Source organism: Curtobacterium sp. MCBA15_005 (assembly GCF_001864855.1).
Lineage (GTDB): Bacteria > Actinomycetota > Actinomycetes > Actinomycetales > Microbacteriaceae > Curtobacterium > Curtobacterium flaccumfaciens.
Genome location: NZ_MJGL01000003.1, coordinates 32,916 through 47,518, shown reverse-complemented (window position 1 = coordinate 47,518; position 14,603 = coordinate 32,916). Strand labels below are relative to the sequence as shown.

Annotated in this window: 18 protein-coding genes; 13 read left to right on the top strand and 5 right to left on the bottom strand. The window is 71.2% G+C overall.

The window, feature by feature from the left end:
* The first annotated feature begins 16 nt into the window (after nucleotides 1-16).
* The 6 genes from BIU89_RS01395 (at nucleotide 17) to eno (ending at nucleotide 4,123) form a co-directional block, all read left to right on the top strand.
* A complete protein-coding gene (locus BIU89_RS01395) occupies nucleotides 17-523 on the top strand; it encodes a universal stress protein (protein ID WP_071244481.1) in 507 nt (168 codons plus the stop codon).
* Nucleotides 520-1,266, top strand: coding sequence for a 2,3-bisphosphoglycerate-dependent phosphoglycerate mutase (locus tag BIU89_RS01390; RefSeq protein WP_071244479.1), 747 nt, complete (start codon nucleotides 520-522; stop codon nucleotides 1,264-1,266). The genes BIU89_RS01395 and BIU89_RS01390 overlap by 4 nt, the downstream gene beginning before the upstream one ends.
* A complete protein-coding gene (locus BIU89_RS01385) occupies nucleotides 1,263-1,766 on the top strand; it encodes a fluoride efflux transporter FluC (protein WP_175474951.1) in 504 nt (167 codons plus the stop codon). Before BIU89_RS01390 ends, BIU89_RS01385 begins: the two co-directional genes overlap by 4 nt.
* The gene (locus BIU89_RS01380) at nucleotides 1,763-2,134 is read left to right on the top strand and encodes a fluoride efflux transporter FluC (RefSeq protein ID WP_071244476.1); all 372 of its coding nucleotides are present in this window, start codon (nucleotides 1,763-1,765) and stop codon (nucleotides 2,132-2,134) included. The genes BIU89_RS01385 and BIU89_RS01380 overlap by 4 nt, the downstream gene beginning before the upstream one ends.
* Nucleotides 2,135-2,166: 32 nt before the next feature.
* Nucleotides 2,167-2,652, top strand: a complete 486-nt coding sequence (locus tag BIU89_RS01375; RefSeq protein WP_071244473.1) for an inorganic diphosphatase — start codon at nucleotides 2,167-2,169, stop codon at nucleotides 2,650-2,652.
* A gap of 136 nt (nucleotides 2,653-2,788) precedes the next feature.
* On the top strand, nucleotides 2,789-4,123 hold the full coding sequence (eno, locus tag BIU89_RS01370) for a phosphopyruvate hydratase (RefSeq protein WP_083404101.1): 1,335 nt from the start codon (nucleotides 2,789-2,791) through the stop codon (nucleotides 4,121-4,123).
* On the opposite strand, the gene BIU89_RS01365 is transcribed toward eno, so the two are convergent.
* Nucleotides 4,108-5,034, bottom strand: coding sequence for a LysR family transcriptional regulator (locus tag BIU89_RS01365; protein ID WP_071244469.1), 927 nt, complete (start codon nucleotides 5,032-5,034; stop codon nucleotides 4,108-4,110). The genes eno and BIU89_RS01365 overlap by 16 nt on opposite strands.
* 70 nt (nucleotides 5,035-5,104) lie before the next feature.
* Between BIU89_RS01365 and BIU89_RS01360 the strand changes: the two genes are divergently transcribed.
* The 3 genes from BIU89_RS01360 (at nucleotide 5,105) to BIU89_RS01350 (ending at nucleotide 8,410) form a co-directional block, all read left to right on the top strand.
* Nucleotides 5,105-6,268, top strand: a complete 1,164-nt coding sequence (locus BIU89_RS01360) for a TDT family transporter (RefSeq protein ID WP_071244466.1) — start codon at nucleotides 5,105-5,107, stop codon at nucleotides 6,266-6,268.
* The gene (locus BIU89_RS01355; RefSeq protein WP_071244464.1) at nucleotides 6,265-6,849 is read left to right on the top strand and encodes a uracil-DNA glycosylase family protein; all 585 of its coding nucleotides are present in this window, start codon (nucleotides 6,265-6,267) and stop codon (nucleotides 6,847-6,849) included. Before BIU89_RS01360 ends, BIU89_RS01355 begins: the two co-directional genes overlap by 4 nt.
* A 403-nt stretch (nucleotides 6,850-7,252) precedes the next feature.
* Nucleotides 7,253-8,410 carry a glycosyltransferase family 4 protein gene (locus BIU89_RS01350; RefSeq protein ID WP_139178723.1) on the top strand — a complete coding sequence of 386 codons (1,158 nt, stop codon included), beginning with the start codon at nucleotides 7,253-7,255 and terminating at the stop codon, nucleotides 8,408-8,410.
* A gap of 165 nt (nucleotides 8,411-8,575) precedes the next feature.
* On the opposite strand, the gene BIU89_RS01345 is transcribed toward BIU89_RS01350, so the two are convergent.
* On the bottom strand, nucleotides 8,576-9,244 hold the full coding sequence (locus BIU89_RS01345) for an arsenate reductase/protein-tyrosine-phosphatase family protein (RefSeq protein WP_071244459.1): 669 nt from the start codon (nucleotides 9,242-9,244) through the stop codon (nucleotides 8,576-8,578).
* Between the two features lie 45 nt (nucleotides 9,245-9,289).
* On the opposite strand from BIU89_RS01345, the gene chrA reads away from it, so the two are divergent.
* Together chrA and BIU89_RS01335 are read left to right on the top strand one after the other, a co-directional pair.
* Nucleotides 9,290-10,495 carry a chromate efflux transporter gene (chrA, locus tag BIU89_RS01340; protein WP_071244456.1) on the top strand — a complete coding sequence of 402 codons (1,206 nt, stop codon included), beginning with the start codon at nucleotides 9,290-9,292 and terminating at the stop codon, nucleotides 10,493-10,495.
* A 14-nt stretch (nucleotides 10,496-10,509) separates the two neighbouring features.
* Nucleotides 10,510-10,902, top strand: a complete 393-nt coding sequence (locus BIU89_RS01335) for an arsenate reductase ArsC (RefSeq protein WP_027465394.1) — start codon at nucleotides 10,510-10,512, stop codon at nucleotides 10,900-10,902.
* On the opposite strand, the gene BIU89_RS01330 is transcribed toward BIU89_RS01335, so the two are convergent.
* Nucleotides 10,880-11,680: an alpha/beta hydrolase gene (locus BIU89_RS01330; RefSeq protein ID WP_071244454.1), complete on the bottom strand. Its 801-nt coding sequence runs from the start codon at nucleotides 11,678-11,680 to the stop codon at nucleotides 10,880-10,882. The two genes, BIU89_RS01335 and BIU89_RS01330, sit on opposite strands and share 23 nt — an antisense overlap.
* Nucleotides 11,681-11,682: 2 nt before the next feature.
* Nucleotides 11,683-12,210 carry a phenolic acid decarboxylase gene (locus BIU89_RS01325; protein ID WP_017885669.1) on the bottom strand — a complete coding sequence of 176 codons (528 nt, stop codon included), beginning with the start codon at nucleotides 12,208-12,210 and terminating at the stop codon, nucleotides 11,683-11,685.
* A 63-nt stretch (nucleotides 12,211-12,273) separates the two neighbouring features.
* Between BIU89_RS01325 and BIU89_RS01320 the strand changes: the two genes are divergently transcribed.
* Nucleotides 12,274-12,744 carry a MarR family winged helix-turn-helix transcriptional regulator gene (locus tag BIU89_RS01320; protein WP_071244452.1) on the top strand — a complete coding sequence of 157 codons (471 nt, stop codon included), beginning with the start codon at nucleotides 12,274-12,276 and terminating at the stop codon, nucleotides 12,742-12,744.
* 240 nt (nucleotides 12,745-12,984) lie between these two features.
* Nucleotides 12,985-13,938: a nuclear transport factor 2 family protein gene (locus BIU89_RS01315; protein ID WP_071244450.1), complete on the top strand. Its 954-nt coding sequence runs from the start codon at nucleotides 12,985-12,987 to the stop codon at nucleotides 13,936-13,938.
* A gap of 25 nt (nucleotides 13,939-13,963) precedes the next feature.
* Here the strand turns inward: BIU89_RS01315 and BIU89_RS01310 are convergent, their stop codons facing one another.
* On the bottom strand, nucleotides 13,964-14,542 hold the full coding sequence (locus BIU89_RS01310; RefSeq protein WP_071244447.1) for a GrpB family protein: 579 nt from the start codon (nucleotides 14,540-14,542) through the stop codon (nucleotides 13,964-13,966).
* Nucleotides 14,543-14,603: the final 61 nt, after the last annotated feature.

The window sequence follows — 14,603 nt, the reverse complement described above, 5'->3', positions numbered from 1 at the left end:
GAGATAGGGAGATGACATGGGTGAGGCAGAATCCGCCCGCACGATTGTTGCCGGTGTGCAGTCCGGGCAGGTAGAGGGCGTTGTCGGCGTTGCCACGCTGATCGCGAAGCTTTTCGGTGCGTCGGTGGTGTGTGTAGCGGTGGATCCGGCGCTGCTGAGCGCGGGAGCTCGTCGGGACGGTTCGGAGATCATCGAACCGATCGATCCGGACACGGCGGACACCGAACCGCAGCAGCTGCCCGACCGCGACGTCGCCGTCATCCACGATCTCGCTGCAGCGCGGTCTGTTCGAGTGGAGATCCTCATCCGGGTCGGGGATCCGAGCCGGGCGTTGGCTGCGGTGGCGGAGCAGCGTGACGCGGTGATGATCGTCGTCGGGTCGCAGACGGGCCGACGGCGGGTTGCGGAGTTCTTCAACGCATCCGTCGCCGCCCGCTTGACGCACCAGCAGCACCGTCCCGTCGTGGTCGTTCCACACGCTCCGGTCGGGTTCGAGAGCGCCCTGCCGTGGGATGCATCGTGACGGGCCGGCTGGTGCTGCTGCGCCACGGGGAGAGCACCGCGAACCGGGCCGGCACCTTCACCGGCCTCCGCGACGAACCATTGACCGTCGAGGGTGAACGGCAGGCCGTGACCGCGGGGCGGCTCCTGAAGGCGGCAGGCATCTTGCCGGACCGGGTGCTCACGTCGACGTTGCAGCGCACCGTGCGCACCGCGGAAGTGGTCCTCGACACCCTCGGCATCGTCATCCCGATGGAAACGGTCTGGCAGCTCAACGAACGCAACTACGGCGCACTCACCGGGATGACGAAGACCGATGCCCGCCGAACGCTCGGCGACGACGAGTACACCCGGCTCCGCAGGTCCCGGAACGGCGCACCACCGGCAATGAGCCTGCATGCGTGGACGGCGCTGCGGTCGAGTTCCGCGCTGCGCGACCTGCCAGACGCTGCCCTCCGGCGCACCGAGGCCCTCTCCGATGTCATCGAACGGGTCCGACCCGTGCTGCAGAACCGGCTCGTACCGATGGTGCGGACGGGTCGGAGCGTCCTCGTCGTCGCGCACGGCAACTCGCTCCGCGCCGTGTGCGCGTGCATCGACGACCTCACAGACCTGGAACTGCACGCACTGAACCTGCCCACCGGTCAGCCGCTGCAGTACCAGCTCACGCCGACGGGTGCCCTCGCCCCACGGGGTGGGACGTACCTGGATCCGGCAGCAGCGCAGCACGCCGCGGCGCTGGTCGCAGCAGAAGGCGGATCATGAACACCCGAACGGACATCCCAATGCTCGACGATCAGCGCCCCTCCGACCCGGATGTGGACGTCTCCGATCCCGCAGCGAGCATGCGGCCCGTGCACCTGCGGTGGCGGTACGTCGGCCTCGTCGCGGCCGGTGGCACGGTCGGCACACTCCTGCGCGACGTGATCAGCGCGCTGCTCCCAGCAGACGGCGGGGTGAGCTGGTCGATCTTCTGGATCAACATCAGCGGAGCGGTGCTGCTCGGGGTGCTCCTGGAAGCGTTGGCGCATCGCGGTCCCGACGCGGGCCGCCGGCGTGTCCTGCGTCTGCTGCTCGGCACGGGAGTACTCGGCGGCTTCACCACCTACAGCACCCTCGCCGAGTCCACCGCCGCACTGTTCATCACCGGCCACGGTCTCGCCGGCACCGGGTATGCGCTCCTGACCGTCATGGCCGGTGCGATCGCGACCGCGGTCGGACTGGTGGTCGCCGGCTGGTTCCGCCCCCGGACAGTGTCCGCATGAACGCCGTCATCCTCCTCGCGGTCGCCGCCGGTGGCGGCGTCGGCGCTGCCGGCCGGTTCCTCCTCGACGGGCTGATCAACACCGGCCGGGAGTTCCGGCTCCCCGTCGGCACGTTGACGATCAACATCACCGGGTCCCTGCTGCTCGGGCTCATCGTCGGCGCAGCCAGTCACCTCGGCGCAGCCCCTGTGGCGGTGCTCGGCACCGGGGTGATGGGCGGCTACACCACGTTCAGTACCGCCAGCTTCGAAACGGTCCGCCTCGCCCGCAGCGGCCGGATCACCGCCGCAGCCGTCAACGGTCTCGGGATGCTCGTCCTCTCGGTCGCGGCAGCCATCGCCGGCATCCTCCTCGGCGGTCTGCTGTGACCGCCACCCCACATCCTGGAACGGGCCTTCCCATGCTGTTCGACGTCACGATCGAGGTTCCCCGCGGCAGCGGCAACAAGTACGAAGTCGATCACACCACCGGCCGGATCCGGCTCGACCGGGCCGTGTTCACCAGCATGGTGTTCCCCCAGGACTACGGCTCCATCGATGACACGCTCGGCGATGACGGCGACCCCCTCGACGCGCTCGTGCTGCTGCCCCGACCGACGTTCCCGGGCGTCGTCATCACGGTCCGGCCGGTCGGGATGCTCCGCATGGTCGACGAGAACGGCGGCGACGACAAGATCCTCGCCGTCCCCGCCGGCGACGACCGGTTCGAAGACCTGCAGGACATCAGCGACGTCCCGGAGCACACCCTCATCGAGATCGAGCACTTCTTCTCCCACTACAAGGAGATCGAACACGGCAAGCACGTCACCACCAACGGGTGGGCCAACCGTCCTGCTGCCGAAGCCGTCATCCGCACCGCACAGGAAGCCCACACCCGACACCCGTGATCCACGGGCCCCTCGACCGCCGCGGGGAGGCACTGGCGCTGAGTGATCGCCAGCAGGTCGTCCCCTCCGCCTCCCCGCGGCTTTCCCTTCCAACCGCACGATGACGACGCATGACCCCACCAGAAGGAGCGTCACCATGAACGACTACATCAGCGGCATCCACCACCACGGAGCCCACCAGGGCGAGTACGTCACCCACCACGACCACCCCGTCACCATCGACACCGTCCACGGCACCCGCATCCTCGACTCCCGCGGCTACCCGACTGTCCGCGTCCTGCTCGAACTCGACGACGGCCGCACCGTCACCGGCGACGCCCCCGCGGGCGCATCCACCGGCGCCCATGAAGCGATCGAGCTCCGCGACGGCGGAACAGCGTTCGGCGGCCGCGACATCACCGAGGCGCTCCACCTGATCAACACCGACATTGCGGGCCTCCTCACCGGGCGATCGTGGTCCGCAATCGGACAGGTCGACGCCGCCCTCGCCGAACTCGACGGCACCCCCGGGTACCGCCGACTCGGCGCGAACAGCGTCGTCGCAACCTCCATCGCCGCATCCCGGGCGCTCGCACACGCCGCGAGCCTCCCGCTCTGGCAGTGGATCGCCGAGATCACCGGCTCGACGCCGCGGATGCCGGTCCCGCACTTCAACGTTCTCAACGGCGGCGCGCACGCAGCGAACAAGCTCGACTTCCAGGAGTTCATGATCGCCCCCGTCAACGCCTCGTCGATGGCCGACGCTGTCCGCATCGGCGCGGACGTGTACCACGCCCTCGCGGGCCTGGTGCGGGACCGGTTCGGTAGCCTCGGCCTCGGCGACGAGGGCGGCTTCGCACCATCGATCGCTGCACCCGAGGAAGCGCTCGACCTGCTGGTCACCGCGATCCGCGCCGCAGGCTACGAGCCGGGCGTCGACCAGGTGGCGATCGCCCTCGATCCGGCCGCGAACGAGTTCTCCCTCGGAGACGGCTCGTACCGGATGCTCGACGACAGCCTCGACCGGGACGGGCTGGTCGACTACTACCGGCAGCTCATCGACACGTACCCGATCCGCAGCATCGAAGACGGGTGCGCTGAGGATGACCATGACGGGTTCCGCCGCATGCAGGCGGCGCTCGGTGACCGGATCCAGATCGTCGGCGACGACCTCTACGTCACCGACCCCCAACGCATCCGCGACGGCGGCGAGCAACACCTGACGAACGCGGCACTGATCAAGCCGAACCAGATCGGCACCGTCTCCCAGACCCTGGGCGCGATCGCCACCGCCACCAGCATCGGGATGGCCAGCATGGTGTCGCACCGTTCCGGGGAGACCACGGACACGTTCATCGCCGACCTCGTCGTCGGGACCGGCACTGGGCAGATCAAGTCCGGCGCACCCGCCCGCGGCGAACGGGTCGCGAAGTACAACCGGCTCACCGAGATCGCCGAGCAGCACCCGGATCTGCCCTACGGACTGATCTGACCACCGGCACTCGAGCTGCGAGCGGTGTCCAAGAACGCCGTGACAGCAGGCCCGGGGTGGCCCGACCAGATCGCACGCAGCAACCGGATCAGCGGCGGGCCGAGCAGCGGCACGCGGACGAGGCCACCGTCGGCGAGGTCCCTGCCGACGGTGCGGAGACTCATCACCGCCGGAGCGATGCCCGCTCGAGCGTTGGCGCGGATGATTCCCGTCGTCTCCAGTACCGCCGCTGGCGGAACGAGGGTGCGGCCCGCATCGTCGAGCCACGCCTCGACCGTGGCGCGGGTGCCGGACCCTTCCTCACGGAGCAGGAGCGGCGTCTCCGCGAGGTCATCCGCGGTGATGCTCGAAGCCCGCGCCCACGGATGGTGCGGAGCGACGACAACCACGAGTTCGTCCTCGTCGACCACCAGAGAGGAGAGCTCAGGGGGCGCAGCAGGGGTCTCCGTGAATCCGACGTCGGCAGCGCCGGAGCGAACAAGGTCGATCACAGTGGTGGAGTTGCCCGCGATCAACCGGACCGACGCATCGGGCGCGGCAGCACGGTGGGTGAGCAACCATCCAGGCAGCAAGAGTTCGGCGATCGTCTGCGACGCTGCGACCACGAGGGATCCCGCCGGTTCTCGAAGCGCGACAAGTCCTGCTTCGAGCCGCTGCGACGCCTCCAACACCGGAACGGCCAGACCGAGCACCACCCGGCCGGCGTCGGTCAAGGCTGTCCCGGATGCCCTCCGGTGCGCCAGCGGCTGACCGATCGCCTGCTCCGCGGCACGCAGTCGCGCAGACACCGCCTGCTGTGTCACCCCCAACACTTCGGCCGCGCGGGTCAACGAACCGGTCTCCGCGACGCGGACGAGGACCTCGAGAGTGTCGAGGTCCAGGGTTCGGTCGGTCAGCCGTCGCAGTGCCACAAGCGAACATTGTGCCCCGCCAACGAGTTCGCCGTTCCCGAACCACGGGAAACACGCGCACGCTGGGTGCATGTCCGCGCACCTCGTCCATGCACCCGCACCCGCACGTTCCGAGCACGGTGTGCAAGAACGGCGGTTGTTCCGGGAGCTGGAGCGGCCCGGGCTGATCGTGTCGAACCTGACCCCGAACTGGTTCGCATCGATCATGGGGACCGGGATCGTCGCCGTCGCGGCTGCGTCGTTGCCGCTGCAGTTCCCAGGTCTGCGCACTGCGGCGACGGTCGTCTGGGCGATTGCCGCGGTCCTGCTCGTCGCCCTCACCGTCGCGACGGTGCTGCACTGGGTGCGCTACCGGAGCACCGCAGCGAAGCACCACCTGCACCCGGTCATCTCCCACTTCTACGGGGCACCGCCGATGGCGTTCCTCACCGTTGGTGCCGGAACGATCCTGCTCGGCAAGGACTGGATCGGCCTCCCGGCTGCCGTCACCGTCGACTGGGTCCTCTGGAGCATCGGCACCATCGGAGGACTGCTCACGGCAGTGCTCGTGCCGTACCTGGCGTTCACCCGCCACGAGAACGCGCCCGACTCCGCGTTCGGCGGTTGGCTGATGCCGATCGTCCCGCCGATGGTGTCCGCCTCCACCGGTGCGCTCCTGCTGCCGTACGCCGCCGCCGGGCAGGCGCGGGAGACGCTGCTGTGGTCCTGCTACGGCTTCTTCGGCCTCAGCCTCATCACGTCGCTGGTCGTGATCACGCTGATCTGGAACCGTCTCGCGCAGCACAAGGTCGGCGCCGCGGGCATGGTCCCGACGCTGTGGATCGTCCTCGGGCCGGTCGGACAGTCGATCACCGCCGTGAACCTCCTCGCATCGAACGCCCCCACCGTTGTCGATGCGAGTACCGCGCATGCCCTGCTGGTCGTGGCGCTGGTGTACGGGTTCGCGATGCTCGGCTTCGCGCTGCTGTGGACCGTCATCGCCCTCGCGATCACCATCCGCACTGCCCGAGAGCACTTGCCGTTCAGTCTGACCTGGTGGTCCTTCACGTTCCCCGTCGGGACCTGCGTCACCGGCCTGAACGGCCTGGCCCTGCACTCCGGACTCACCGGCGTCGCCGTCCTCGCAGTTGTCTACTACGTCGGCCTCGTCGCCGCGTGGATCACCGTTGCCGTCCGCACCTTCCACGGCTCCGTCATCCGAGGCACCCTCCTGGCACCACCACAGCCGGCGTGAGCACCGCCGAGGAGCTCGCGGACGAGCTCGCGGACGTTCGATCGCTGGACGCCCTCGCCGAGACATGGCGCACCGCACCGGACGGCTCGCGACGGTTCGTCCCGAGCTTCGACCCACGATCCGGCGGCACATCGAGCCGCGTGCTGGTCCTCATGCAGTCGCCCGGCCCGCAGACCATTGCCGCCGGGCACGCGGCGGTCTGCAGCGAGGACAACCCGGGCCCGACCGCGGCCGCGTTCCGCGCAGCCCGCATCGAGTCCGGACTCGCACGCAACGAGTACCTCCGCTGGAACCTCATCCCCTGGGAAGCCCCAGGCCGCGTACGACCTGCGGACATCGACGAGGGGCGACGCGCCCTCGGAGCGTTGCTCGAGGTGCTCCCCGTGCTCGACGCCATCGTCACGTACGGGACCGTTGCCCTCGACGGAGTCATGCAGCATCTCACCCTGGACGAGCACCCCAGACTCGTACCCGTCATCGCGGCGCCACACCCCTCTCCCGCCAACGGCCGCCACCGCGCGGAACAACATCGACGTTCCGTGCAAGCACTCCGGCTTGCCGCACTGGAGCGACCGGCGTAGCGACTACGAACGATTCCGCTACAACTGTCCGAACCGACGCTCCTCGACCCTGACGACTTCACCGACGCCGTCATCGAAGCCGCCCGCAGCACTCTTGTCATCGGCGTCAGCCAACAAGCCGAGGAACGATGCCAGAACCGGACCATGAGGCGCTGCCGCTGCCAGGAACCGGACGTGTTTCGTCTGTCCGCCACCGTCGCCCGACTGAGCGTGCGCTCGACGATTCGTGAAGGCCCCCTCAGCAGCACGGCGGTTCACTAGACGATCGTCTTCTGAACGCCTACGGTTCCCAGCACCCCGTCCCGCTCCCGAACCGTGAGAGACCGCATGCGCAGCCCCCGCAAGACCACCGTGCTCGAGACCGGCCGCTGACGTGGCAGCGGCGAAGGCGACCGTCCTGCTCGTGAGCGACTTCCCCCTGTCGGCGATGCGTGGTGAGCGCGCCGCGCTGGTCGAGCAGGCGAAGGCCTTCGCCGAGTCCGGTCACGTCGTCTGGGTGGCGACTCCGCGGTCGAGCGAGACCGCGGAGCTGCGGAAGCACGGCGTCCGCCTGTTCGAGGTCGAACCGTCGATCAGCGCCCCGGAGAGCGACCTGCCGGTGGTCCGCAACTCGGTCCGCGTCCGCCGGTGCCTCGGCACGCTGATGCTCGAGGAACGGATCGATCTCGTCGTCACCCACTCGGACTTCGGCCTCGCCGCGGCGGCGCTGACCACGGCGCGCTCCCTCGAGCTGCCGACGATCCACACCGTGCACGGTTCGGCGCCGGTCCGCGGCCGGACCGCGGCGGCGATGGCGCCCCTCGCACGGCACGCGCACCGTGTGGTGACCGGCATCCGGCCCACACGGCACCGCTTCACGGGGCACCCCATGGACGACGCGCGCCGCAACATGGCCGTGGCCGTCTGCGGGGCGGCCGACGTCGTCGTCACCCCGACGACACGGCAGGCACGTGCGCTGCGCGAGGCCGGCGTCGGCCCGGTCCACGTCGTGCCCAACGCCCTCGGCCGCCGGCCGGTCGAACCGCCGCCGGCGCCGGAACTCGGCCCGCTCCGGCTCGTCTGGGCGTCGCGGTTCACCCCGGACAAGCGTCTCGACGTCCTCCTCAACGCGATCCGGCTGGTGGAGATCCGACTCGGTGCACACGCGGTGCGGGTCGACGTCGCCGGCGGGACCGTCCCCCCGACCCGCACGCCGGTGTCGGTCCGCGTCCACGGCCGCCTGTCGTCGCAGGCTGTCCACGACCTGCTGCTGTGCGGGCACGCGGCGGTGGTCTGCTCGCTCGAGCACGACGGCCAGCCGATGGCCGCGCTCGAGGCGTTCCGGGACCACCGTCCCGTCATCGTGTCCGACATCCGCCTGGCGAGCGAGTTCGGCTCCGCCGCCGTCCTGACCGACGACGAGACCGCGTTCGGGCTCGCCACGACGATCATCGAACTCGCCTCGGACCGGACGCTGCTGCGGCCGCACACCGCCGCCGCGATCGAGCACGCACGGCTGGCGACGCCGGAACGGCACACCGATCAGGTCCTCCGGCTGGTCGCCGGCAGCCGCCGGCCCTGAGTGACGGCTCCCCCGCGAGCGCGCGCCGCCCTGGACCCGCCACGCGACGGACGGGAGGCTCGGTGCGGGCCCGCCCCGTGCCTCCCGTCCGCAGGCGGTCGAGCAAGGAGAACGCCCCGATGAGGAGGGGGGATCTCATCGGGACGTTCCGTTCGTGGGGCCGCGTCAGGCGGCGAGGCGCGCAGCGAGCGCGGTGGCGCGGGCCCGGAGGTCCGCAAAGGTGGCCTCGTACGCGTCCGGCGTGCCGACGCGCGACGGGTTCGGCAGCGACCAGTGCAGGCTGTCGCCGTCGTCGATCGACTCGTGCGCGCGGTCGCAGACCGTGACGACCAGGTCGCCGTCGGAGACGAGGTCGCGGAAGGCACGCGGGACGTGGCGGCCGAGGTCCAGGCCGTGGCGTTCCCCGACGGCGACCGCCCCGGGGGCGATGGCGGCTGCGGGACGCGTCCCGCCCGACAGCGAGCCGATCTCGCTGACCTGCGCCCAGACACCCGCGGCCAGCGGGGAGCGCGCGGAGTTGCCGGTGCAGACGAACAGCACGCGGGACACCGGGCCGGGCACCGCTGCCGAACCGTGCGGGACGCCGCTCGGTTCGAGGTGCAGGTAGCTGCGGCGACCGTCGCCGTCGGAGCGGCGTCGCGTGACCAGACCGGCCTGCTCGAGGACGCGCAGGTGGTGCGCCAGGAGCGGCCCGGAGATCCCGAGGGCGGCCCGCGCCTCGCTCGGGCTGGCGTCGGACGCGGCGAGCAGGTCGACGATCGCCAGGCGGGCGACGTCGCCGAGCGCCGCGTGCTGCGCCGCACGCTGCTCGAGGTCCTGCCGCCGAGTGTTCATCGGTTCAATGTTGACTGAACCATCTGCCGTCGTCAAGATGAGCGGGTGACGACGAGCCCCGAGCCCCTGCGGTCATCCGCGGGATCGGTGTTCCTGGTGTTCCTGCGACTCGGGCTGACCTCGTTCGGCGGGCCGGTCGCACACCTCGGGTACTTCCGCGAGGCCTTCGTGGTGCGTCGCCGCTGGCTGCGGGACGACGCCTACGCCGACCTCGTCGCGCTGTGCCAGTTCCTGCCCGGACCGGCGTCGAGCCAGGTCGGGATGGCACTCGGGCTGCAGCGCGCCGGACTGCTCGGGCTCCTCGCCGCGTGGTGCGGCTTCACCCTGCCGTCCGCGGTGCTGCTCGTCGCGTTCGCCCTGCTCGTGTCCGGCACGCCCGACCTGGCCAGCGCCGGGTGGCTGCTCGGGCTGCAGGCGGCCGCTGCCGCGGTGGTGGCGCAGGCCGTGCTCGGCATGGCGCGCTCGCTCACACCGGACCGCCGTCGGGCGACCATCGCGGCAGCCGCCGCGATCGTGGTGCTGCTCGTCCCTGGCCCGGGGCCGCAGGTCGCAGTCATGGCGGCCTGCGGCGTGGTCGGCGTGCTGTGGCTCGGTCGGGTGGTCGGACCGGTCGAGGAGGTCGCAGGCACCGAGGTCGCCGTGCGGCTCCCCCGCGGGGTCGCCGTGTCGGCGCTCGTCGCGTTCGCTGCCCTGCTCGTCGCGGCACCCGTCGCCGCGAGCGGCACCGGGGCCGTGCGCCTGTTCGGGGTCTTCGCGCAGGCGGGCTCGCTCGTCTTCGGCGGCGGCCACGTCGTCCTGCCGTTGCTCGAGTCGCAGACCGTGGCCACCCACCTGGTCGACCACGCGGACTTCCTGGCCGGGTACGGCGCCGCACAGGCCGTGCCCGGGCCGCTGTTCACCTTCGCCGCCTACCTCGGGGCCGTCGCCGACGGGAGTCCGAGCGGGCTCGTCGGCGCCACGGTGGCACTCGTCGCGATCTTCCTGCCGGCGGCACTCCTGGTGGTCGGCGCGCTGCCGTTCTGGCACGTGCTCCGCGCCCTGCCGTGGGCCCGGCGCGTGCTGGCCGGTGTGAACGCGGGGGTCGTCGGGCTCCTCGCCGCGGCGCTCTGGGACCCGGTCATCACCGAGGGGGTCCGCTCGGCACCCGCACTGGCGCTCGCCGTGGCCGCCTTCATCGCCCTCACCCGCTGGTCCGCTCCCCCGTGGGCCGTCGTCCTCGGAGCCGGCCTGCTCGGCGCCGTCGTCCTCTGATCGGAGCACCCCGCATGCCCACTGTCCTGTTCGTCTGCGTCCACAACGCCGGCCGTTCCCAGATGGCCGCCGGCTTCCTGCAGCACCTGGCCGGTGGCCGTGTCGACGTCCGGAGCGCCGGCTCCGAACCGGCCGACCAGCTCAACCCCGTGGTCGTCGCGGCGATGCTCGAGGAGGGCATCGACATCCGGAGCGAGCAGCCGGCCCTGCTCAGCACCGATGCCGTCCGCGCGGCCGATGTCGTCATCACGATGGGGTGCGGGGACGCCTGCCCGGTGTTCCCGGGCAAGCGCTACGAGGACTGGGAGCTCCCCGATCCCGCGGGGCTCGACCTCGACGCCGTCCGGCCGATCCGCGACGACGTTCGCGCGCGGGTGCAGGACCTCATCGCCCGGACCGCTCCCTGACGCGGTCGAGCAGGCGGTCGACGAGCTGCTCGCGCCACGGGACCGACGACCAGACGTGGTCCGCACCCTCGACCGCGGTGAACGTCGCCCCGCTGAGCAGTTCGCCGTAGCGCCGGCCGTACTCGACCGGGACGATCTCGTCGGCGGTGCCGTGCAGCACGTCGACCGGCCCGTCGTACCCGCGGGCCTGGGCGTAGACGTCGAGTCCGTCCCGGACCTCGTCGACGAACCCGCGCCCGAGGGCGGTCCCACCGAAGTCGAACCAGCCGCGGTCACGGACGGGTGCGAGCGGCTGCCCCTGGATGGCGTCGTGCACGGCGATGTCGTCCACCACGACCCCGGCCGGCGACCACAGGGTCAGGCTCCGCACCAGGTCGGGGGCCCGGGCCGCCGCCATCGCCGACTCGACGGCGCCCAGGCTGTGGGCGACGACGTCGATCGGTGCCCCCTGGTCGGCCGAGAACGCCCGGATCATCGTGACGACCTGCTCGACCTCGTCGCCGATCGAGATGTCCGCGAACCGTCCGTCGCTCGTGCCGTGCCCGAGACGGTCGTAGGAGCGGACCGTCAGACCGGTGTCGGTCAGGACGGTCGCGGCCTGCACGAAGAGCTGGCGCGGGCCGATCGACGAGTCACCGAACCCGTGCACGAACAGCACCGCGCCGCCGGCAGCCGCGGGCGCCGACGCCGGGCGGTACTCCCACCCCCGGAGCGCCCCGCCCCGGTGCTCGAGCCGGATGCTCGTCAGGGCACGCTCCAGCGGACGTTCCGCGGTCATGCTCAGTTGCTCCGGTCGGCGAACCCGGCCGGCAGGTCGGCGGGCGCAGTGTCGACCACGGTCTCGTCGTCCTGGCCGACGAACTCGAACAGGGTGATGTGGGCGAACTCGGGGACGACGTAGATCGGGTAGGTGGGGCCGGCGTCGCGGTACTCGCGCATCCGGTCCAGGTGGTCGTTCTGGAACAGCACGGTCTTGCTTCCGTCCTCCTCGACCCAGTGCGGGAAGAAGATCGTGCCGTGCAGCACGCGCTCCCCCGGCACCACGGTCACGACGACGCTCGTGCCGGTCGGCTCGTTCCACGACACCTTGTAGACGCCGGCGGTGAGCACAACGAGGTCGACCTGCTGGTCCTTGACCCAGCGCCCGCCGACCATGCCGGAGTGGATGCGGTAGTCGATGGTGGTGGCGTTCTTGACGTACATCTCGTACTGCCAGCCATTGGCGTACGTGTAGATGAACCGGTGTCCGACGATGCCGGAGAGGTCCTGCGACGGGACGGGCTGTGCAACTGAGGTGGTGATCGTCATGCACTCATCCTGCGCCAAACATAGTTTTGTTGCAAACCTTTTTCGAGGACCTAAGCTGAGGACATGGGCAGCGAGCACGACACCGCAGGACTCCGGGACATCGCCCGGCGGCTCAGCGACCAGGTCGGCCCGTTCCGCCGCACCCTGCTGAACGCATCACGCCGTGACGGTGCGCTGCCGGAGCTGCCCGATGCCCAGATCGAGGTCCTGCGACGACTCGACGAGGCCGGGTGGCTCACGCCGACGGCGCTCGGCCGGTCCCTCGGCCTCGCCCGCTCCACGGTCAGCAACCTCGTGATCGCGATGGAACGCGGCGGGCTCGTCCACCGGCGGCTCGCCACCGGCGACGGCCGCAGCACCGAGATCGCCCTGACCGAGCTCGCGTCCGAGCGGCTCCGGGTCTACGACGCCTCGGCCGAGCACGTCCTGGTCGGCGCGCTCGAACGCCTGGGCCCGGACGGGGTCGACGCGCTGCGCGCCGCGCTGCCCGTACTCGCCGAGCTCCGTCTGGCCATCGACGAGCCCGGAGCGTAGGGATCGGCTGACAGTGCGCGTGAGCCGTCGCACAGGTCCGGCTCGTCGATCACCAGCGCGAGCGGGTCACCCTGGCAGCGCGTGCACAGGCCACCCTGGAGGCGCGCACCGCGACTGAGAAGCCGGTCACGGTCGCAGCGCGTGGCGGCTCCACGGCGCGCGTCGGCTTCCAGGGTCCGGTTCCATCGTTCTGCCGTGCAGACGACATCACTTCTCCCCATCATCGCCAAGGCGTGTGCGGTGGCAGCTCCGGTCGCCATCGCCGTGTCGCTCGTGGCCGGTCCGGCCGTGGCGGCACCCCTCCACACCTCCACCTCCGACACCACCGCGACCGCCGCGCACCACACGGTGACCCGTGCGGCGCGGACGACCTCGGGCGGCACGGCCGTCTCACGGCTCGACCGTCGCGCCGAGCAGCGCAACGAGGCCACGGTCCGGCACCTGTTCCGGTGCGCGTTCCGGTCCCCCGGGTCCGCGCAGGCCCGTGCGGCTGCCCGGACCGCCGTCGCGACCGGTGCCGTCGCCCACGGTGCGACGAGCGCCTCGGGTCCGTCCGCGTTGCTCGCCGAGTTCACCGCGGACCGCTCCCGGGTGCCCGGCGCCCACGCCGTGATCAAGCACGTCGCCGGGGACGCGGACCTGGTGGCCGTGCACTGGCAGATCACCGCGAAGCCGACGGACGAACGCACCGGTGACGCCGCCGTCGACCTGTTCCGCATGCGCGACGGGCGCATCAGCGAGTGGTGGGCACTCCGTCAGACGGTGCCGACGGGGACCCCAGCCAGCGGCAACACGAACAGCATGTTCAGCGACCTGTACCCGGCCGCGAAGCGTGACCGTCACCTGACCGAACAGCAGGAGGAGCACAACCGGGTGCTCGCCGTGACCGCGTACGACCGACTGTTCCGCGACCACGACGTGTCCGTGCTGGACGAGGAGTTCGACCCGGCGTACCTCCAGCACAACTCGGTCGCGGCGAACGGCACGGCCGCTCTCAAGCAGTTCTTCGCCGGCAGCGCCGCGCAGAGCCTGCCGAAGCAGGAGTCCGTCATCTCGCTCGCCGACGGCGACCTGGTGTGGACGTTCTCGAAGCCGGTCGGGGCGAAGGCCGACGCACCGTTCGGTGCGGCCGACCTGTTCCGGGTCGACGGCAACCTGATCCGCGAGCACTGGGACGTCGTCCCGACGAGCTGAGGCTCGGCCGAAGGAGCCGCGCGTCTCAGGACGCGGGGCTCCTTCGCGCCCGCTCCTTGATCGCGGTGATGACGGCCGTCTTCGCGTCGGCGTAGGCGTTCATGTCGTCCCAACTCCGGTCGAGCAGCTCCCGCTTCGTCCGTTCGTACAGCGCCCGGTCACCGGCGTCGGCGCGCAGGTGGTCGCGGAGGAGCAGGTAGTCGTCGACCGCCGCCGCGCCCCGCTCGTAGACGTGCACGTGGACGTCACGGGCCGGCGTCCGGACCAGGCGGTGACCCGGCTCCCGGACGCGCAGCTCGTACCCGGCGGCCAGGAGCTGGTCGAGGTAGCTGGCCTCGGCGGTGACGTCCGGGACGGCGACCACGATGTCGACGATCGGTTTCGCGGCCAGGCCGGGGACGGCCGTGGAGCCGATGTGCTCGACGACCGGGGCGTCCGTGCCGGAGCCGGGGAGGGCCTCCAGGATGCGTCGCCGGTGGTCCGCGAAGACCGCAGCCCACCCGCTGTCGGCGGGGTGCAGGGGCACGGTGACCGGTTCCGGGCCGCCGATGATCTCGACGGTCGTGACGTCCGGGCGGGTGTGGTCCTCGTCGTGGTGGTGCACCCGGACATGATCGCAGCCGGCGGTCGCGGTCGCGGTGGCTTTCGCGGTCGCGGTCGCGGTC